Origin of the sequence: Actinomyces weissii, assembly GCF_016598775.1 — a bacterium.
In the GTDB taxonomy this organism is placed as follows: domain Bacteria; phylum Actinomycetota; class Actinomycetes; order Actinomycetales; family Actinomycetaceae; genus Actinomyces; species Actinomyces weissii.
Genome location: NZ_CP066802.1, coordinates 1,840,942 through 1,860,584 on the forward strand (window position 1 = coordinate 1,840,942; position 19,643 = coordinate 1,860,584).

General features: G+C 71.2%; 14 protein-coding genes and 1 riboswitch. Of the genes, 1 reads left to right on the forward strand and 13 read right to left on the reverse strand.

The genetic code is table 11. The features are described 5' to 3' along the window. Position 1: 1 nt before the first annotated feature. The 13 genes from JG540_RS07515 to sucC form a co-directional block, all read right to left on the reverse strand. A complete protein-coding gene (locus JG540_RS07515) occupies positions 2 to 292 on the reverse strand; it encodes a hypothetical protein (protein ID WP_200275049.1) in 291 nt (96 codons plus the stop codon). 145 nt (positions 293 to 437) lie between these two features. Continuing rightward, positions 438 to 1,319: a carbohydrate ABC transporter permease gene (locus JG540_RS07520; RefSeq protein WP_407648309.1), complete on the reverse strand. Its 882-nt coding sequence runs from the start codon at positions 1,317 to 1,319 to the stop codon at positions 438 to 440. Between the two features lies 1 nt (position 1,320). Beyond that, positions 1,321 to 2,253, reverse strand: a complete 933-nt coding sequence (locus tag JG540_RS07525) for a carbohydrate ABC transporter permease (RefSeq protein WP_200275051.1) — start codon at positions 2,251 to 2,253, stop codon at positions 1,321 to 1,323. A gap of 90 nt (positions 2,254 to 2,343) precedes the next feature. Further along, a complete protein-coding gene (locus JG540_RS07530) occupies positions 2,344 to 3,684 on the reverse strand; it encodes an ABC transporter substrate-binding protein (RefSeq protein WP_200275053.1) in 1,341 nt (446 codons plus the stop codon). 283 nt (positions 3,685 to 3,967) lie between these two features. Next, complete coding sequence (locus JG540_RS07535; protein WP_200275055.1) at positions 3,968 to 4,957, reverse strand: malate dehydrogenase; 990 nt, start codon at positions 4,955 to 4,957, stop codon at positions 3,968 to 3,970. Positions 4,958 to 5,102: 145 nt separating this feature from the next. Next, on the reverse strand, positions 5,103 to 6,485 hold the full coding sequence (locus JG540_RS07540; protein ID WP_200275057.1) for a dicarboxylate/amino acid:cation symporter: 1,383 nt from the start codon (positions 6,483 to 6,485) through the stop codon (positions 5,103 to 5,105). Between the two features lie 135 nt (positions 6,486 to 6,620). Continuing rightward, positions 6,621 to 6,941 carry a DUF3017 domain-containing protein gene (locus tag JG540_RS07545; RefSeq protein ID WP_234042741.1) on the reverse strand — a complete coding sequence of 107 codons (321 nt, stop codon included), beginning with the start codon at positions 6,939 to 6,941 and terminating at the stop codon, positions 6,621 to 6,623. A 122-nt stretch (positions 6,942 to 7,063) separates the two neighbouring features. Beyond that, complete coding sequence (gene purH / locus JG540_RS07550; RefSeq protein ID WP_200275059.1) at positions 7,064 to 8,905, reverse strand: bifunctional phosphoribosylaminoimidazolecarboxamide formyltransferase/IMP cyclohydrolase; 1,842 nt, start codon at positions 8,903 to 8,905, stop codon at positions 7,064 to 7,066. A gap of 24 nt (positions 8,906 to 8,929) precedes the next feature. Further along, positions 8,930 to 9,030: riboswitch (ZMP/ZTP riboswitch) on the reverse strand. Positions 9,031 to 9,046: 16 nt separating this feature from the next. Beyond that, positions 9,047 to 9,871: an ABC transporter ATP-binding protein gene (locus JG540_RS07555; protein WP_200275060.1), complete on the reverse strand. Its 825-nt coding sequence runs from the start codon at positions 9,869 to 9,871 to the stop codon at positions 9,047 to 9,049. A gap of 19 nt (positions 9,872 to 9,890) precedes the next feature. Further along, positions 9,891 to 12,695, reverse strand: a complete 2,805-nt coding sequence (locus tag JG540_RS07560; RefSeq protein WP_200275063.1) for a hypothetical protein — start codon at positions 12,693 to 12,695, stop codon at positions 9,891 to 9,893. Beyond that, on the reverse strand, positions 12,692 to 13,906 hold the full coding sequence (locus JG540_RS07565; RefSeq protein WP_200275065.1) for a cell division protein PerM: 1,215 nt from the start codon (positions 13,904 to 13,906) through the stop codon (positions 12,692 to 12,694). The genes JG540_RS07560 and JG540_RS07565 overlap by 4 nt, the downstream gene beginning before the upstream one ends. 8 nt (positions 13,907 to 13,914) lie before the next feature. Continuing rightward, the gene (sucD, locus tag JG540_RS07570; RefSeq protein ID WP_200275067.1) at positions 13,915 to 14,862 is read right to left on the reverse strand and encodes a succinate--CoA ligase subunit alpha; all 948 of its coding nucleotides are present in this window, start codon (positions 14,860 to 14,862) and stop codon (positions 13,915 to 13,917) included. Between the two features lie 4 nt (positions 14,863 to 14,866). Next, positions 14,867 to 16,051: an ADP-forming succinate--CoA ligase subunit beta gene (gene sucC / locus JG540_RS07575; protein WP_200275069.1), complete on the reverse strand. Its 1,185-nt coding sequence runs from the start codon at positions 16,049 to 16,051 to the stop codon at positions 14,867 to 14,869. Between the two features lie 318 nt (positions 16,052 to 16,369). Here sucC and JG540_RS07580 point away from each other — a divergent pair, with 318 nt between their 5' ends. Further along, positions 16,370 to 18,712: a 6-phosphofructokinase gene (locus tag JG540_RS07580; RefSeq protein WP_200275071.1), complete on the forward strand. Its 2,343-nt coding sequence runs from the start codon at positions 16,370 to 16,372 to the stop codon at positions 18,710 to 18,712. Positions 18,713 to 19,643: the final 931 nt, after the last annotated feature.

The window sequence follows — 19,643 nt, forward strand, 5'->3', positions numbered from 1 at the left end:
CTCACCACAGCCGGCGCTCCCAGCAGGAGCCGTGCCAGTGACGGCGCTCCTCCAGGCCCCGGTCAGCCCCGAACAGGGACTCGTTCGACCAGGCCACCACGTGCGGGGTGCCCGGCGGTATCTGCCGGTTGCAGCCGGGGCAGGTGTAGGGCTTGGTGCTGCCCCGCAGGTGCCGGACGGTGAACTCAGCCCCTCCGGGCCCCTGCTGCGTGCGCGGCAGCGAGGCCAGGCGCCCCAGGTCCAGGGGGACGTGCCCCTGCCCGTAAGGGCGTTTCCTGCTCCGTCTGGCCATAGGCCTGACTCTATCCCCTGGCGACGGCGGGGCCAGGAGAGGAAGCGACCGGGACCACCTGACGGCGGGGCGGAGGAAGCCAGGCAGGGACTAGGACGGGCCGGGGCGCCCTAGCGCCCCGGCCCGTCACGGCGTCGTCCCTGGCTCAGCCCTTGACCGAGCCGGCCATCAGGCCGCCCACGAAGTACTTGCCCAGGAGGACGTACACCAGCAGCGTCGGCACGGAGGCGATCAGCGCCCCGGACATCGAGGCCCCGTAGTCGGCCAGGATAGAGCCGTGCGCCAGGTTGTTCAGCGCCAGGGTCACCGGGCCGGACTGGGCGCCGCCACCGAAGAACAGCGCGAACAGGAAGTCGTTCCAGGCGCTGGTGAACTGCCAGATGATCACGACCACGAAGCTGGGAACGGAGATCGGCAGCACCACAGAGAAGTAGGTGCGCAGCATGCCGGCGCCGTCCACACGGGCTGCCTCCACCAGCTCGTCGGGGATCGTCTCGTAGTAGTTGCGGAAGATCAGGGTGCAGATCGGGATGCCGTAGACCACGTGCATGAAGATCAGGGTGGGGATACCCATGCCGACCTCCACGGTGGTCAGCAGCCTCATCAGCGGGATCATCACCGCCTGGTAGGGGATGAACATGCCGAACAGGATCAGCGTGAACACCAGGTTCGCGCCGGGGAAGCGCCACTTGGACAGGACGAAGCCGTTGGCGCTACCCAGCATGGAGGAGATCAGCGAGGAGGGGAGCACCAGCAGCAGGGAGCGCACCAGGCCGCCGCTGAGCTCGTCCCAGGCCTTGCCCCAGTTGCTGAAGTCCCAGGTCTTGGGCAGGAACCAGGTGGTGGAGGGTGAGGCCTCGGCACCGTTCTTGAAGCTGGTGACCAGCAAGACGTACACGGGGAGCAGCACGAATAACAGGGAGAACAGCAGCAGCACGTAGCGGAGCACGGTGCCCCAGGCGATACCCCGGGTCTGGCTGGCTGGCTTGCTGGCAGCGGCAGGGGCCGCCATGGTGTTGGCGCTCATGTCACTTCCTCCCCTTGGCGTCGTGGATCAGGTACGGGATGACGGCGATAGCCACCACCAGCAGCAGCACGGTCCCCACCGCGGCGGCGTTGGAGTAGTCGTTGTCGGTCATGTAGTTGAACATGTCGATCGCCGGGACCTTGGTGGAGTAGGTGCGCTGGTCCGTGATTGACATGATCAGGTCGAAGGACTTCAAGGACATGTGCCCCACGATGATGACGGCGCTCAGCGCAATCGGGGTCAGCTGAGGGAAGATGATCGACTTGTACAGCTGCCACTCGTTGGCGCCGTCCACGCGGGCGGCCTCCCGCAGGTCGTCGCTGATGCCCCGGAAGCCTGCTAGGAACAGGGCCATGACGTAGCCAGCCAGCTGCCAGATCGCAGGCAGGGCGATGGCCAGGATGCCGAAGGTGGTGTTCTGGGTCCAGCTGTTCTCCAGGAAGGTCAGCCCCGTCATCTCAAAGAGGCGGTTCAGGCCGGAGGCGTTGTCACCCTCGGCGGAGTTGAGAAGCCAGCGCCACACCACGCCCGAGGCCACGAAGGACACGGCCATCGGGAACAGGAAGACCGAGCGGAAAAGGCCTTCGCCCTTGATGGGCTTGTCCAGCAGCCAGGCCCAGAGGAAGCCGATAACCAGGGTGCCTGCCAGGAAGGCCACGGTGAACAGCAGCAGGTTGATGAACGAGTGCTGGAAGTCAGGGTCCTTGAACAGGTTCACGAAGTTCTCCAAGCCGACGTACTTGGAGGGCTTACGGCCGGAGATCTGGGCTGCCTTGTGGGTGTCCATCAGGGAGGTGTTTATGTTCACCCCGATCATGCCGTAGACGAAGATCGCCACCAGGACCAGGGAGGGGGAGATCAGGAGCAGGCCGGGCCCCCACTGCCGCCAGTGGGACCGCCTGCGTCGTGGTGCTGCAGTCTTGGTTGTGCTCACGGTTTTTCCTTGCTGTGTTGCCGCCTGCGTGCGTGGCTGCGGGGCGGACGGCGCTGGGCTCGTCCGCCCCGCAGCTGTGGGTCACCTGGCTCAGGCGACCGACTTGTAGGCGTCAGACAGCTCCTTCTGTAGGTCCTCCAGGGTGGAGGCCTTCTGCGCGAACTTGTTCAGCGCCTCGCTCATGGAGTTGGAGGCCTTGGCGGGCAGGGCCGCGCCGTGGGCGATGGAGGAGACGATGGTGTCCTTGCCGAAGGACTCCATGGCGGACTGCTGGTACTCAGAGAACTTGGCCTTCTCCTCGTCGGTCAGGTCCTTGCGCGCCGGGATCGAGCCCTTGACGGTGTTGAAGGCGATCTGGCCCTCCTTGGAGGAGATGCACTTGAGCCAGTTCTTCGCCCCGCCGGGGTGCTTGGCGCCCTCGGTCAGGGTGAAGCCGTCCGCCAGGAAGTCGAAGACGCCGTCGGTGCCGGGGACCGGGAAGTAGACGTAGTCGGTGCCCGCCTTGAGGTTGGCGCCGTCGAAGGCCGCCACCGCCCAGTCACCCATGACGTTGTAGGCGGCCTTGTTGTCCATGACGGGCTTCATGGCCGGCTCCCAGTCCTCGGTGTACAGGGAGGTGTCGGTGAGGGCCACGAGCTTCTCGTAGTGGCCCAGGGCCTTGGTGACGTCGGCACCCATCCAGTCGGTCTTGCCGTCGAACAGGCCGTTGTACTTCTCGGCGCCCAGGTCGGCCAGCAGGACGGTCTCCAGGAGCTGGAGCTGGGTCCAGGCCTGGCCCATGGTGATGGGGGTGTAGCCAGCGGCCTTGACCTTCTCCATGTCGGCGAGCCAGCCGTCCAGGTCCTTGGCGGGAGCGGCCGGGTCCAGCCCGGCGGCCTTGAGCACGGAGACCGAGGCCCAAACGACGTTGGCGCGGTGGATGTTGGAGGGCACCGAGTAGATCTTGCCCTCGGAGTCCTTGAGCCGGTCCACCAGGGTCTCGGGGAAGGCGGAGGTCAGGCCGAACTCCTCGTACAGGTCGGAGATGTCCACCAGGTAGCCGGCGTCGATGTCGTCCTTGATCTCCGCACCGGCGTGCGCCTGGTAGGTGTCCGGCGGGTTCTTGGAGGCCAGGTCGGTGGCCAGCTTCTGCTTGGCCTGGGAACCGGCACCACCGGAGACGGCCTTGTTCTCGAAGGTGGTCTCCGGGAACTGCTCGGCGAACACCTTGGTCAGAGCGTCCAGGCCAGCCTTCTCGGAGCCAGCGGACCACCAGGTGACGACGTCGACCTTGGAGGCGTCCCCTTCGCCAGCGCCCTGGGCAGAGGTCCCACCTCCGCCGTCTGCGGACGCGGCTTCCTTCTTGGAGCCGCAGGCTGCCAGGGTTGCCATGACGGCGGTCGCGGACAGTCCTACCAGGGCCTGCCGCCGGGAGATGACGGGGTTACGCATGTTCTCTCCTAGAAACTGCACTGTTTCATGTCGGAGCCGGGTCTAGAGAGGCTGGGGCCGCTCCTTGTGTGGCGTCCTCGCCACGTGCCCGGCCGGGCGTGTGAAGTATATGTCCATCCAGAGCAGAATCGCGCAACTATCCTCAAGGCCGATCACAATCTGTCACGATCCCGCCACCTGCGGCTGCTCTGAGACCACTCCTAGGACGCTGCTGCGCCCGGTCCACAGGTAGCGGACCGGGCGCAGCAGCACCGTTACAGGCGGGTCAGGCTGGGCTAGTGGCTCAGATCAGGCCCATGCCGGCGACAGCGTTCTTCTCCTCCAGCAGCTCGGCGGCGGAGGCGTCGATCTTGGCGCGGGAGAAGTCGTCGATCTCCAGGCCCTGGACGATCTTCCACTCCCCGTTCTCGCTGGTGCAGGGGAAGGAGGAGATGATGCCCTCGGGCACGCCGTAGGAGCCGTCGGACATGATGGAGGAGGAGGTCCAGGAGTAGCCCTTGACGCCCAGGCACCAGTCGCGCACGTGGTCGATGGCGGCGGAGGCGGCGGAGGCGGCCGAGGAGGCGCCCCGGGCCTCGATGATCGCGGCACCACGCTTGGCGACGGTGGGGATGAAGTCCTGCTCCACCCAGGCGCGGTCAGCCAGGAGCTCCTTGACGGGCTCGCCCTTGACAGTGGCCTGGGTGAGGTCGGGGTACTGGGTGGAGGAGTGGTTGCCCCAGATCGTCATCTTGTCGATGTCGGTGACGTGGCAGCCCGCCTTGGCGGCCAGCTGGGCCAGGGCCCGGTTGTGGTCCAGGCGGGTCATGGCGGTGAAGCGGGAGGCCGGGATGTCCTTGGCGTGGGCGGAGGCGATCAGGGCGTTGGTGTTGGCGGGGTTGCCGACCACCAGGACCTTGATGTCGTCTGCCGCACCGGCGTTGAGGGCCTCGCCCTGGGGGCCGAAGATGCCACCGTTGGCGGAGAGCAGGTCGGAGCGCTCCATGCCGGCCTTGCGGGGCATCGAGCCCACCAGGAAGGCGATGTTGGCGCCCTCGAAGGCCTGCTTGGGGTCGTCGAAGATGTCCACGGAGCCCAGGGTCGGGAAGGCCGAGTCGAACAGCTCCATGGCGGTGCCCTCAGCGGCCTTGATGGCGGGCGGGATCTCCAGCAGGCGGAGGTTCACCCGCTGGTCCGGGCCCAGCAGGGCCCCGGAGGCGATGCGGAAGAGCAGCGCGTAGCCGATGTTGCCTGCGGCACCGGTGATGGTGACGTTCACGGGGGCGTTAGCCATAGAGGACTCCTTCGGAATGGTCAGGTGGGCTCGTGACCCAATGGACCAAGCCTAAGCCGACCAGCCCCGCCGGTGTCGCCCGATAGTCCCACAGCCTCAGCAGCGCCTGTGATCCAGCACATAACGGGGCGGTACAGCCCCCGTCTCAGTGGCTGACGGCGTTGGGACCAGCGGCCTCAGCGGAGGCGGCCAGCTCCTCCGCACTGACCACGCCCTCCACACTCACCCGGTCCAGGTACTTCATGCCGTCAAAGGACAGCTCGCGGGCGTTCTCGACGTCGCCGTCGCTGCTGAAGCCGCCGCCTGCCAGCCGGTCGACGATCAGGGCGATAGCACCGTCCCCGGTGACGTTAGTGGCCGTACCGAAGGAGTCCATGGCGATATAGGTGGCGATCATCAGCGCGACCTGGGACTCGTCAAAGCCCAGCATGGAGGAGAGCAGACCGGTGGCCGCCACGATGGCCCCGCCGGGCACGCCGGGGGCCGCCACCATGGTCACCCCCAGCATGAAGACGAAGCCCACCCACTGGGCGGCGGAGACGGTCAGCCCCTGCGTCATGACGATCGCGAAGGCGAAGGCGAAGATCTTGGAGGTGGAGCCCGCCAGGTGGATGGTGGCGCACAGGGGGATGGTGAAGGAGGCGACGGCGTCGGAGACCCCGTTACGCCTGGCCTGCAGCAGGGTGACCGGGATCGTGGCCGCGGACGAGGAGGTGCCCAGGGCGGTGACGTAGGCCGGCATCATCACGCCGATCGCCTTGAGCGGGTTGCGCCCGGCGATCGCCCCGGCCACGCAGTACTGCGTCAGCAGGATCACGACCTCCAGCAGCAGCACGACGACGACCACCCGCACCAGGGTCCGCATAACCACCCAGGCCTCGCCCGTGTAGGTCAGGTTCAGGAAGATCCCGAAGATGTGCAGCGGCAGCAAGGGCACGATGATGCGGGAGATGAGCTTGGAGATGATGGCCCGGAACTCGATGAAGCCCTTGCGCAGCACGCCCCGCGGCACCATGGACAGCCCGATCCCCACCACGAAGGACAGCAGCAGGGCTGTCATAACCGGCACCGGCGCAGGCATCTCGATGGTGAAGTAGGGGACCAGGGCGCTGCCGGGCTCCTTGACGTCCGCCAGGCTGGAGCCCGCCAGCAGGCGGGGCAGGACCGCCGCGCAGACGGCGTAGGTCAGCAGCCCGGAGAACAGGGTGGAGCCGTAGGCGATCGCCGTGGTGATACCCAGCCACTTGCCCGCCCCACGACCCAGGTCAGCGATGGCGGGGGTGACCAGGCCGATGATGATAAGCGGGATCGAGAAGCTCAGGAACTGGCTGAACAGCGCCGAGAAGGTGGCGAACAGGCGCCCCACGGAGACCGGGACCAGGGGCTGCCCGCCCAGGCGCAGGGAGCCGAGCAGCAGTGACAGGGCGATAGCCGCCAGCACCCAGGGCAGGATCCCGGCGCGGTGCAGCCAGGACCCCTGCCGGGAGGGCAGGACCGTGCTGGCGGGAGTGCTTGCGGAGACGGGCATGGTGGCGCCTTTCGGCCAGTGGTTGGTAGGTGCGGGCACAAAGGTTCCCAGGCTGGCGCCAATCTATTCGCCTCTGGTGACGACGCCGAATCCCCGGCATATCTGTCCACCAGCTGGAACGGCGGGACCGGGGAGTCAGCCGTGGTGCCCTGCCGCCAGACCGGACAGGGCTACCAGCACGATCACCAGCCCCAGGCCGAACACGGCGTCGAACAGCCTGCTGCGGGCCGCCATCCAGGAGCCGACCGGGCGCTGCAGCCGGACGCAGGAGACGGCACCCAGCAGGGCCGCCAGGCAGAGGACCGCCAGGTAGGCGCGCCCCAGCAGGGCCAGGGCCAGGGTCAGTGCCAGGCCCGCCCCGACCAGCACCACGCCCGCGGTACGGTAGCGCTGCCAGGGCCGGTCCTGGTGCTGATAGCCCCGGGACCTGACCTCATGCTGCTGGTCCTGCTCCACGCGGGCCATGCTAGTGCCTGCTGGACCCCGCCTCCGTCACCGGGCCGGGTGCCGGGGCTTCCCTGAGGAACACGCGCTGCCCCGGCCCCAGCAGTACCAGCCCAAGCGCGGGGCGGGGCGGCTCAGTGGGCGAAGTGCCGCACGCCAGTGAGGTACATGGTGACCCCGGCCTGGCGGGCGGCGGCCACCACCTCCTCGTCGCGGATGGAGCCGCCTGGCTGCACCACCGCCTTCACCCCGGCCTCCGCCAGCACCTGCAGGCCGTCCGCGAAGGGGAAGAAGGCGTCGGAGGCGGCCACGGAGCCGCGGGCGCGCTGCGGTGCCGTGGCGCCCGGCTGCTCGACGGCGTCCGCCTGCGCCGCTGGAGCCGAGCTGGCAGCGGCGCTACCGGAGGCGCTGGTGTCGCTGCTACCGGGAGCGCCTGCGGGGCTGGCGGCGGTCGGGTCCGAAGCGGCGGCGTCGCCGGTGGTGCGCCGCCCCAGGGTGTTGGCCCGCTCGACGGCCAGGCGGCAGGAGTCCACCCGGTTGACCTGCCCCATACCCACCCCGACGGTGGCGCCGTCGTGGGCCAGCAGGACCGCGTTGGAGCGCACCGCCCGCACCGACCGCCAGGCGAACACCAGGTCAGCCAGGGTGCCTGGGTCCACCGGCTCCCCGCAGGCCAGCTGCCAGGTGGCGGGGTCGTCGTCGCCCCCCTGGTAGGTGTCACGCTCCTGCACCACGGCTCCACCGCTTACCTGGCGCAGCTCCCAGCCGTCACGGGCCGGGGGCTCCACCACCAGCAGCCGCAGGTTCTTCCTGGCCCGCAGGATCTCCACCGCCTCCGGCTCGAAGGCGGGGGCGGCCACCACCTCGGTGAACACCTGCTTGACCTGCTGGGCCATCGCCACGGTGACGGGGGCGTTGGTGGCGACCACCCCGCCGTAGGCGGACACCGGGTCGCAGGCGTGGGCCTTGCGGTGCGCCTCGGCCACGTCCCCGCTGGCGGACACGGCGATGCCGCAGGGGTTGGCGTGCTTGATGACGGCGACGGTGACCAGGCCAGGGTGGTCGTAGGCGGCGCGCACGGCGGCGTCGGTGTCCGTGTAGTTGTTGCAGCTCATGGCCTTGCCGTGGATCTGGCGGGCGTTGGCCACGCCGCCTCCCTGCCCGGCCAGGGTGTAGACGGCGGCCCTCTGGTGCGGGTTCTCCCCGTAGCGCAGGGTGGCCAGCCGCTCGTAGCCCAGGCCCAGGTAGGCGGGCAGGGGGGCGCGGGCGGCCTGCGGGCTGTGGCCTGCGGCGTCGGGGGAGGTGTCGGGAGGTGTTGCGGAGGCGGTCTCGGGCGCAGTATCGGCCTGCTGGGCGAACCAGGTGGCGACGGCGGCGTCGTAGGCGGCGGTGTAGGCGAAGGCCCGCGCGGCCAGGGCACGACGCTGCTGCAGGTGGAAGCCGCCGCTGGCCACCGCCTGGACCACCTGGTCGTAGCCTGCCGGGTCGGTGACCACGGCGACGGCGGCGTGGTTCTTGGCGGCGGCCCGCACCAGGGAGGGCCCACCGATGTCGATCTGCTCGACGCAGGCGTCAAAAGGAGCCCCGGAGCGGACGGTCTCGGTGAAGGGGTAGAGGTTGACCACCACCAGGTCTATAGGGGTGACCTCCAGCCCGGCCAGCTGGGAAAGGTGGCTGGGCCGGCGCCGGTCGGCGAGGATCCCGGCGTGCAGGCGCGGGTGCAGGGTCTTGACCCGGCCGTCCAGGCACTCGGGGAAGCCGGTGACCTGCTCGACGCCGGTGACCGGCAGGCCCGCCTGCACGAGGGCGGCGGCGCTGGAGCCGGTGGCCACCAGCTCCACGCCTGCTGCGTGCAGGGCGGTGGCCAGCCCTACCAGACCGGTCTTGTCATAGACGGACAGCAGGGCCCGCTTGACGGGGACCTGCCCCAGGGGCTCTGTGGGCTCGGCGGGGTGGGTGGCAGGGGTCAGGCTCATGCGGCGCTCCTGGGGCTCTGGTCGCCGGGAAGCCCAGGCGGACGACGCCCCGTGCTGCGGTGGTGCCAGGTGCAGGCCTGCCGCTCCCCGGTGGTTGCCCACCCTCGCCAGTCGCGGCAGGGCCAGGATAGCGCGCCCGGCTCAGTCCAGGGGAAGTACCTGGTCCGCGGCCTCCACCACCAGCGGGTCGTGGGTGGCCACGAGCACGCCGGTGCCCTGGGCCACCAGCTCCTGGAGGTAGGCGATGAGCTGGCGGGTGGTGGCCTCGTCCAGGGCGGAGCTCGGCTCGTCCAGCAGGAGCAGGCGAGGCTGGGCGGTGATGAGGCTGGCCAGCCCCACCCGCTGCCGCTCCCCGCCGGAGAGGGTACGCACCTCGTGGTCCAGGACTAGGTCCAGGCCCAGCCGGTGGGCGGCCTGGCGGGCTCGTTGGCGCGTCTGGGCCCGCTGGGAGCGGCGCAGCGGGCCAGCCCCCACCATGACGGCCTCCAGCGCCGTCAGCCCCTCGATGACGGGCACGCCCTGGTCCAGGTAGCCCAAGAAGCCCGCGCGCATCCGGGTGACCTGTTCGGGGCCCAGCCCCTCCAGGGGAGTACCCTGCCAGCGCACAGAACCTGTCTGAGGCCGGAGCACCCCGGCGAGCAGGCGCAGCAGGGTGGACTTGCCGGTTCCGGTGCGGCCGGTGACAGCCACCAGCTCCCCCGCCCGCAGCCCCAGGGAAAGGTCATGGAGGACCTGGCGCGGGCCCGCGGGGCCGGGCACGGCCAGGCACAGCCCCTCCGCCTCCAGCAGCGGCTCTCCCCCGGGGTGGCTTGGCTGCCGGGCTGCAGGCTGGGCCTCGCTGGGGGTGTCCTGGCCCGAGGCACCGCGGCTGGTCGTGTCCGGGCTGGCCGGGTCGTGGCCGGGTGCCTCGTGCCTAGGCTCCTCCCGGCCCCGCGCGTCCTGGGGGCTGGCGGCGGTCTGCGTCATCGTGGTCGTCCTCCGGGACTCATACGGGCGGAACACTGGCTGCGGCACGGGCTGGGCTACCGGCAGGGGCGCTGCCTGCGGGGGCGGGCAGGCTGACCGGCTGGGAGGCCCGCAACGCCGTCCGCACGGTCAGGCCGACCGCCACGAGCAGCACGCAGGCCACCACTAGGCAGCCCCAGAGCAGGGCCGACCCCGTCCCGGCTGGGCCTCCCGACTGCCACCAGCCTGTAGGACCGCCGAGCCCCAGCGCCGTCGTCGGCAGGAGTACCAGCAGAACCGGTGCGAGCTGGCGGGCCCACAGGGCCGCCTCCGCCCCCAGCCGCGAGCGCCGCGACCAGCCCAGGCTGGCCAGGAGGCGCTGGCGACGGTGGGCGGCGCGCCGTAGGTCCCCCAGTCCCAGGAGCAGGACGGCGGCGGTGGCGCAGGCGGCCAGCAGGAGCAGGAGGCGTGCTGCCGCCCCGACCAGGCCCGTGCCCTGGGCGGCGAGCTCCGAGAAGCCTGCCTGGCTGCTGGTGGCGCTGAGCACCTCCAGCCCCAGGACTGTCAGGGCCCCGGCGGCCAGGGCCGCGCCGCTGACGGCCCAGCGGCCCGGGTTGTGGGCGTGCCAGCCCACGGCCAGGGGCGAGCCGCTGGCCCCGCCGCCCCGCCTGCGGGCACGCCAGAGCCTGAGACGCCGCCAGGAGGCGCGACCCCCGGTCGGAGTGGGAGGGGCGATCCGGCGGGGCTGCGCGGCCCGCCACCCGTCCCACCAGGCCAGGGCTATCGTTCCCAGGCAGGCCGCCAGCCCGACGACCACCAGCGCTCCCGTGCCCGGCCCGGCGCTGGCCACCGGCCGGATTAGGGCCAGCAGGACCACGAGCAGGCAGGCCACCCCTACCAGCGTGCTGCCGGGCAGGGTGGCGGCCAGGAGGCGGCGGCGCACCTGCTGGCCCGTCCAGCCTGTGTGCAGCAGGGTGCGGGCCTCCTGGCGGCGGGCCACGGAGGCGTTGGACTCCACCAGCACGGTCAGGGCACCGACCACCAGCACGGCCAGGACGGGCAGCAGCCGCAGGGCCCGCCCGGTGGCCTGCTCCACCCGCAGCACGGCGCCCAGCTCCGTCCAGGTCTCGGTGGCTGTGCCGTGCCAGGCCACCGGGTCGTGGCCCCCGAGCGTGACGCCCACCTCCACGGGGGAGGCGCCGGTGAGCACGGTCACGTCCAGGCCGGTCTGCGCGATCTGGGCGGCGACCCGTTCCAACTCAGTGTCCGAGGGCGGCTGCCCGGTGGGCCGTTCCAGGCGCACGCGCAGCACCCCTGCCCCCAGCTCCCCGCCCGGCATGAGGGCCTGGAGCAGCTGGCGGGAGACCAGGGCTGGGGCGGCGGAGGTGGCAGCACCGGTGGCGTCCAGGGTCTGCCGGACGGGCCCGTCAGCGGTGCGCAGGGTGGAGGCGCTCAGCGGGCTAGTACCCGCCTGGAAGGTACTGGTGACGGGGGTGTAGGTGTCGGCCTCCCCGGCCAGCAGGCTCAGCGCGGGCACCGGTGTGGGGCGCTGGGTGTGGGGGCGGTAGGTCTCGTCGTGCCACTGGCTGCCCAGGGAGCTGGGTGGACCCACCGGGCTGAGGACGACGCCGGGGCCGCTGCTGCCGCTGCTGTAGGTGCGGTTCAGGGGGGTGAGTACCTTGGCGGAGGCGGCGTCCGGGTGGGCCCAGAACGGGCCGGTGCTGATGACTGGTACCGGGCTCGCCGCGTCCGTGGTGTAGGGGTGGGCGTGTCCGGCCCAGGCACTCAATGGTGAGGAGAGGGATGAGCTGCGAATCTCGGTGACCGGCAGGCTGTGGAGGGCGGCGAGCCCTTCCGGGGTCAGCGAGTGGCAGCCTTTCAGCAGGCGGGAGGTCTGGCAGCCGCCGTCCGGGGCCTGCGCCTGTGGGCCCAGGTCGGCGGGGGTGCGGGCAGTGATGGTGGCTTCGACCGTGATCTCACCCCGGGGCTCAGTGCTGACCAGGGCGGGGACGGGCTGGCCGTTGGTCAGGGGCGGGGACAAGCGGGCCATGGCTGCCTCTTGGGTGCCGGCGTCGGCAGCAGTGGAGGTCTGTGCCAGCGTGTCCAGGGAGGAGGCCAGGTCCTCCGCCCCGACGGCGCGGGCCAGGCGCGCCTCGGCCTCAGGGTCCACCGCCACCGCGAAGGAGCGGGCTGCGGTCAGGTAGGTGTTGGCCAGCAGTCCCGCGCCGGTGGCCGGGGCGTACTGGGGCTCGTAGCGGTAGCCCTCCGGGCCCAGGACCACGACGGGGCTGGCGGTGGGGCCCAGCAGGCTCGCCCGGCTGATGCCGGGGGAGACCAGGGTGGTGTCTGCCTGCAGCAGGGCCCCCACCTGCTGGAGGTCAGTGCGACGGGTGCCGGTGCCGTCCGTGGTGGCGACCTGCAGGTCAGCGGTCCAGGCCAGGTCAGCGCCCGGCTGGGAGGGCAGCCAGGCGCTGACGGCCTCGCCTGCGGGCTTGGCCCAGGTCGGCAGCACGGTGGCGGGGGCCACCACCTCTACGCCCGGCACGACCTGCACCTGGCGGATCTGCTCCTCAGAGACCAGGCCGGGGGTCATCCAGGCGTCCGGGGCCAGGTGGGGGTGCCCGTCCAGAGGCGTGGCGAGGTCAGGCCCAGCGGTGATGAGCAGGTCGACGGGCTGGTCACGGGCAGTCAGCAGGGCCTGGTTGACGCTTATCTCCGCACGGGCACCGACCAGGCTGGAGCACACCAGGACCACAGCAAGCAGCCCCATGGCCCCGGCCCGGCGGAGCACCCGCTGGCAGCGTCGGACCAGGCTGCCGTGCTGCCTGCGCCTAGGGGCCCTCACAGCGCCTTGCTATCGGCGTTGAACAAGGTCCTGGTGACGTGCTCGCGCGTGCGCGGGTGCAGCAGCACGGTGGTCAGGCACAGGCCGGTGCCGCACTCCACCAGCAGGAGCACCAGGCCCAAGGTGGAGGGCCCCACCTGGGTCAGACGTCCGGGGCCCGCCGAGCCGCTGGCCGCCCAGAAGGCCAGTCCCGCACCCACCACCAGCAGCCCGGTGGCCGCCGCGCAGGCCGCCACCGCACCCGGCAGGCTCAGCTGGCACAGCCGCCGTCTACGGGACCACGCGCACAGCGCCGCCACCGCCAGCGGCACCAGCGCCACCCAGACGGCCACCGCCCCCAGGCCCGAGTCAGGCAGCGCCCCCAGCAGCGGCAGGCTGGGGACCGGCCCGGCCCTGACCCCTCCCGGGGAGAACAAGGTGCCGTCCCCCACCCGGAAGCCCGCCCCCGTCAGCCAGGACAGGGCCCAGACCAGCCAGGTGGGCAGCCAGCCCAGCTGCAGCAGCACCAGGGAAGCGGTGGCAGCCACTCCCCCGCCAGCAAGAGCCTGCTGCAGGGCCGTGACCCGCTCCCAGCCGTTCAGCAGCATCCCCCCGGCGGTTACCAGGGCCGCTAGGGCCAGCAGCCCCGCCGTCCGGGTGGCCAGCAGCAGTCCTTCAGCCAGCCAGTCCGGGCCGGAGGGCAGCAGCCGGGTGCGGCCGGTCTGGGACGCCGCCCGGCGCCGCTCCCGCCACCAGCGGGCCCAGGCGGTCCCACCGGTCACCAGCGCCACCCCGGGCACGGCCCCCCACACCGGGCCGCCACCACCCAGCAGGCACAGCACCCCGGCCGCCAGCCCAGCAGCCAGGCCCACCCACAGCACCGACAGCAGCCCGGCGAGCCGGGCCCGGCCAGCAGCCCCCCAGGCAAGCACAGCGTGCAGCAGGGTCAGCCCCAGCAGCGGCAGGCTTAGCCGGTCCGCGTCCCCGCCCTCACCGGTGAACGGGCTGTAGGTCCCGCCGAATCCCAGGCCCCACAGGCGGGTAGCGGCACGCACCGCACCGTCGGCTGACAGGGCCGCCGCCGCGTCCTGCGCCGTGCCGCTGAGGTAGACGGCCAGCACCGTGGCCAGCACCAGCAGCCAGCTCAGCAGCACGCACTCTCCCGCTACGCGCAAGGCCCAGGGCCAGTCCGGGGGGACCAGTCCTGGGCGGTTGCGGGTGCTCGGCGGCACGGCTCCTGTCACGCCCGGCCAGCAGCGGCCGCGCGCGTGGCGGCCAGGGTCTCGCGGGCCAGGCGCGCCGTCTCCGAGGGGGTGCGGCCAACGCGCACGCCCGCGGCCTCCAGCGCCGTCTTCTTGGCGGCGGCCGTGCCGGAGGAGCCGGAGACGATCGCCCCGGCGTGGCCCATGGTCTTGCCCTCGGGGGCGGTGAAGCCCGCCACGTAGGCGACAACTGGCTTGGTCATGTTCTCCTTGATGTAGGCGGCGGCGCGCTCCTCGGCGTCGCCCCCGATCTCACCGATCATCACGACCAGCTCGGTGTCCGGGTCCGCCTCGAAGCCCGCCAGGGCGTCGATGTGGGTGGTACCTACCACCGGGTCCCCGCCGATACCGATGCAGGTGGTGAAGCCGAGGTCCCGCAGCTCATGCATGAGCTGGTAGGTGAGGGTACCGGACTTGGACACCAGTCCCAGGGGTCCCGCGCCGGTGATGTCCGGCGGGGTGATGCCCGCGTTGGAGCGCTCCGGGGAGATGATCCCCGGGCAGTTGGGGCCGATCAGGCGCACGCCCTTGGCGGCGGCGTAGGCCCGGAAGTAGGTGGTGTCCGCCACGGGAACTCCCTCGGTTATGACCACCACCAGGGACAGTCCGGCGTCCACCGCCTCCACCACGGCGTCCTTGGCGAAGGCCGGGGGCACGAAGACCACGGAGACGGTGGCCCCAGTGGCCTCCCGGGCCTGGGCTACGCTGCCGTACACGGGCACGGACACGGTCCCGGCCCGCACCTGGCCCGCGCCCGGGCCGATCGGCTCCACCTCAAAGTCCACGCTGGTGCCGGCCTTGCGCGGGTTCACGCCCGCCACCACCTGGCTGCCAGCGCAGAGCATGCGGCGGGTGTGCTTGCGGCCCTCGGAGCCGGTCATTCCCTGGACGATCAGGCGGTCACTGTGGTCAAGGAAGATGCTCACGGTCTCAGGCTCCCTGCTGCTCAGCGATGGCGGTGACGACGTCGGCGGCGCCGTCCATGGTCTCTACTACGGTGACGCCGGGCAGTGCCGCCTCGGCCAGCATCTGGTGGGCCAGCTCAGCGTTGTTGCCGTCCAGGCGCACCACGACGGGCTTGCTGAAGCCCTCCAGCTCCCGCACGGCAGTGATGATGCCCTCCGCCACGGTGTCGCAGGAGGTGATGCCCCCGAAGACGTTCACCAGGATCGCCCGCACCTGAGGGTCGGAGGCCACGACCTCCAGGCCGGTGGCCATGACCTCGGCGGAGGAGCCGCCCCCCAGGTCCAGGAAGTTGGCGGGGCGCATACCGCCGTGGCTCTCACCGGCCCCGGCCACGACGTCGAGGGTGGACATGACCAGTCCGGCCCCGTTGCCCAGGACCCCCACCTGGCCCTCCAGGCGCACGTAGTTCAGCCCGGCCTCCTTGGCGCGGGTCTCCAGGGGGTCGGCGTCCCGGGTGTCCTTGAAGGCGGCGTGCCCGGGGTGACGGAAGGCGGAGTTGTCGTCCAGGCTGACCTTGCCGTCCAGCGCCAGCACCCGGCCGTCCGGGGTGAGGACCAGGGGGTTGACCTCCACCAAGGTGGCGTCCTCGGCGGTGAAGACCTCCCACAGGCGCTCGATCACCTGGGCCACCTGGGCCGCCACCTGCGGGGGCTCTATCCGGGCCGCGGCCACGATCTGCTGGGCCACCTGGGGGGTGATGCCGACCAGCGGGTCCACGCCCACGCGGGCCAGGTCCTCCGGGCGCTCCTTGGCCAGGGTCTCGATGTCCATGCCGCCCTCCCGGGAGCACATCGCCAGGTAGCGGCGCTCAGCCCGGTCCAGCAGCACGGAGAAGTAGAGCTCGGCGGCGATGTCCACGCCGTCAGCCACCAGGACGGTGCGCACGGTGTGCCCCTTGATGTCCATGCCCAGGATCTCCTCGGCGCGGGCACGGGCCTCCTCCACGCTGCGGGCCAGCTTGACGCCGCCCGCCTTGCCCCGGCCCCCGGTCTTCACCTGGGCCTTGATGACCAGGAGGCTGGAGCCTTCAGCCAGCATGCGCCTGGCGGCCTCCTCCGCCTCCTGCGGGGTGGTGGCGACGGTGCCCGGCAGCACCGGCACCCCGTGGGCGGCGAAGAGCTCCTTCGCCTGGTACTCGTATAGGTCCATACAGTGCTTCCTCTCAGTTCCGGCCTGCCTGAGCCCGGTGGGACTCCAGGTCCTGCGGGGCGTCCCGGCGCAGGCGTGCCCACCCACTCAGGAGCGTAACGCGACCTAGCCCACATCCGGGGCAAGTTTGCAGGCCGAATCGGGACCAAGGTCCGCCGGAGGGAGGACGGCCCGGTCCGAGCACCGGACGCGCCCGCCCACACCCGGCGCTCCGCAGGCCCGGAGCATGACGCCGGAGGCCCGCTGCACCACAATGGGGACCGTGCGCTCCTGGCCCGCCAGGCGCACACCCTGTCCACGCCCACCGGAAGGACCCACATGCCCGCCGTCGCCCCCACACCCACCACCCTTGAGGAGCTCACCCAGCCGGCTCTCGGCCCTGACGGCCAAGGGGTGCGCGTCGGGGTGCTCACCTCCGGCGGTGACGCCCAGGGAATGAACGCGGCCGTGCGGGCCGTGGTGCGCACCGCCCTGCGCATGGGGGCGCGCCCCTATGCCGTCATGGAGGGCTGGGCCGGGGCCGTGTCCGGGGGTGAGGGCATCCGTCCCCTGGGCTGGGACTCCGTGGGCTCGATCCTGCACCGGGGCGGCACCGTGATCGGCACCGCCCGCTGCCCGGAGTTCCGGGAGCTGGAGGGCCAAATGCGGGCGGCCCGCAACCTGCTGGAGCACGGCATCGACCGGCTGGTGGTGATCGGCGGGGACGGCTCGCTCACCGGTACTGACGAGTTCCGCACCAACTGGCCCCAGCTGCTGGCATCCCTGGTGGAGCGTGGAGAGATCAGCCAGGAGGTCGCGGACGCGCACCCGGTGCTGATGGTTACCGGGATCGTCGGGTCGATCGACAACGACCTGGTGGGTGCCGACATGACCATCGGCACGGACTCCGCCCTGCACCGCATCCTGGAGGCCATCGACGCCATCTCCTCCACCGCCGCCTCCCACCAGCGCACCTTCGTGGTCGAGGTTATGGGGCGGCGCTGCGGCTACCTGGCCCTGATGGCCGCCGTCGCCGGTGGCTGCGACTACGTGCTGGTACCGGAGATGCCCACCGCCGACTGGGCTGAAGACATGTGCGCCAAGCTGCGGGAGGGACGGGCGGCCGGACGCCGCGAGTCGATGGTGGTGGTGGCCGAGGGCGCCACGGACCGGGACGGCAACCGGATCACCGCTGCCGACGTCTCCGCCGTCCTGTCCGAACGTCTGGGTGAGGACGCGCGCGTGACGATCCTGGGGCACGTGCAGCGCGGAGGCAAGCCCTCCGCCTACGACCGCTGGATGTCCACCCTGCTCGGGGCGGCCGCCGCCCGCGAGGTGCTTACCGCCAGCCCCGACTCCGAGCCCGTCATCATCGCCGAGCGGCACAACCGGATCCGGAGCCTGCCGATGATGGAGCAGGTGCGGGCCACCCGCGCCGTCGCCCAGTTCATCAAGGACGGCGACTACGACGCAGCGGTAGCCGCCCGCGGCTCCTCCTTCCAGCGGATGACCTCGATCTTCAAGACCCTCTCCACTCCCCCGGCCCTGGAGCCCGCCGCCACGGCAGGCACCAGCCTCAAGCGGGTGGCGATCATCCACGCCGGGGGCCTGGCCCCGGGCATGAACACGGCCGCCCGGGCCGCCGTCCGCCTGGGCCTGGACCACGGCTTCAACATGCTGGGCGTGGAGGGAGGCTTCCCCGGACTGATCGACGGGCGGGTGCGCGAGCTGACCTGGGCGGACGTGGAGGGCTGGGTCGGCGACGGCGGGGCCGAGCTGGGCACCCACCGGGACGTGCCCACGATCGAGCAGCTCTACGCGCTGGGTCGGCAGATCGAGCTCAACAGGATTGACGCGCTGCTGGTGATCGGGGGCTACAACGCCTACCTGTCCGCCCACCGGCTGGTCACCGAGCGGGACCGCTACCCCGCCTTCAAGATCCCGGTGGTGTGCGTGCCCGCCTCCATCGACAACAACCTGCCGGGCTCCGAGCTGGCGATCGGCTCGGACACCGCCCTGAACCAGGCGGTCAACGCCCTGGACGCCATCAAGTTGTCCGCCTCCGCCTCCCGGCGGTGCTTCGTGGCCGAGATGATGGGCCGCAAGTGCGGCTACCTGACCCTGGCCGCGGGTATCGCCACGGGCGCTGAGCGGGTGTACCTCAACGAGGACCCGCTGGACCTGCAGACCCTGGCCGCGGACTCCCAGCGGATGGTGGAGGCCTTCCGCTCCGGGCGGCGGCTCTACCTGGCGATCCGCAACGAGCGGGCCTCCGAGGGCTACACCACGGACGTGCTGGCCCACATCTTCGCGGAGGAGGGCCGGGGCCTGTACGACGTGCGCCAGGCGGTGATCGGGCACCTGCAGCAGGGTGGTGACCCCACCCCCTTCGACCGGATCATGGCCACCAAACTGGTGGCGCACGCCCTGGGGCTGCTGGCTGAGCGGCTGTCTGAGGGCAGCATCCGCTCCTCCTACGTGGGCATCATGGAGGGGCGGCTCTCCGCCCGTCCGCTGGAGCGCATGGAGGAGGACCTGGACCTGGAGGCCCGCCGCCCCCTGGACCAGTGGTGGATGGGCCTGCGCGGAGCGATCCCGCTGGTGAGCCAGAACTCCGGGGTGCTGTCCATAGAGCAGGTGCCGGACTTCCGCGAGACCGTGGACGCCGCGCCAGCCCCTTAGGCACCACGGACCGCTGACCGGGGGCCTGGCCCGCTTGTCAGGCCCCTCCGGCCCATGTGCCGGAGGGGCCTGTGGGACCGGTTGCTCCCTGCTGGGCTCGGTGTGTCTGTGTGAGTACGGGGCTGGTGCCCCTGCGGCCCCGGCTGCCCCTGGTGGGCTGGGCAGAGCGGGAACTGTCACTGGCGGAGGGCTAAGAGCCCTGACACCGACCGCTGATCCTTTAACCACCGCGGAATCAAGCCAAAAACTCCCCCACCCCAAAACCAGAGAGGTGCTCTAATCCTCCGCCAGTGACAAAACGCGCCCGCCCGGGCCCCAGAAGGCGCTCACCGGAGGGCGCCCGCACGCGCCCAGCAGGGGGCAGCCAAACTCACCTGATCTGGGCAAGACTGTGCCGGTCCAGGCGGAACTGGCGGGCCTGGGAAAGAAGGCTGGGCAGGACGACCCCACTAACCCCCACGACACGCCCGAATCACACACACATTCGCGCCGATAACCCCCGATCCCCCCGAACCACACACATTCGCACTGATAACTCGAACTGCGCTCGTCCAGGAAAGACTGTGGCCCGTGGGCCGGGATCCCTCCCGGCCCACGGGCCCTCGTCGTCAGGAGCCATGGCTGCGACCCGCGCGATTCCCATGACACGCGAGGAGCGGCTCCTGCTTCACCAGAACGTGGCCACCAGGCTCCCTTAAACCCGGTAGGACACTCAGCAGCAACCCTTCATCAGGTTCCCCAACCCTCTAGGAGGCTGCCGTCCGGTGGTGACAACTATGTAAGCCCCTTCAACTGGGAGAACGCCCCCGCACTGGCTGAGAACTTCCTTGGAAACAGTCAACGTCCCGGTAAAGCACCGGCTCGGCCACCTGCCCACCCCGCCGTCGACCGCAGGCCCCACCCTGGCTCCTCCACGTACTGGTGGGCCTGC

Excerpts from the sequence above, each read along its gene's own strand:
- JG540_RS07530 (WP_200275053.1), bottom strand. The coding sequence starts at position 3,684 with ATGCGTAACCCCGTCATCTCCCGGCGGCAGGCCCTGGTAGGACTGTCC.
- JG540_RS07540 (WP_200275057.1), bottom strand. The coding sequence starts at position 6,485 with ATGCCCGTCTCCGCAAGCACTCCCGCCAGCACGGTCCTGCCCTCCCGG.
- JG540_RS07515 (WP_200275049.1), bottom strand. The coding sequence starts at position 292 with ATGGCCAGACGGAGCAGGAAACGCCCTTACGGGCAGGGGCACGTCCCC.
- JG540_RS07535 (WP_200275055.1), bottom strand. The coding sequence starts at position 4,957 with ATGGCTAACGCCCCCGTGAACGTCACCATCACCGGTGCCGCAGGCAAC.
- purH (WP_200275059.1), bottom strand. The coding sequence starts at position 8,905 with ATGAGCCTGACCCCTGCCACCCACCCCGCCGAGCCCACAGAGCCCCTG.
- sucC (WP_200275069.1), bottom strand. The coding sequence starts at position 16,051 with ATGGACCTATACGAGTACCAGGCGAAGGAGCTCTTCGCCGCCCACGGG.
- JG540_RS07580 (WP_200275071.1), top strand. The coding sequence starts at position 16,370 with ATGCCCGCCGTCGCCCCCACACCCACCACCCTTGAGGAGCTCACCCAG.
- JG540_RS07520 (WP_407648309.1), bottom strand. The coding sequence starts at position 1,319 with ATGAGCGCCAACACCATGGCGGCCCCTGCCGCTGCCAGCAAGCCAGCC.
- JG540_RS07555 (WP_200275060.1), bottom strand. The coding sequence starts at position 9,871 with ATGACGCAGACCGCCGCCAGCCCCCAGGACGCGCGGGGCCGGGAGGAG.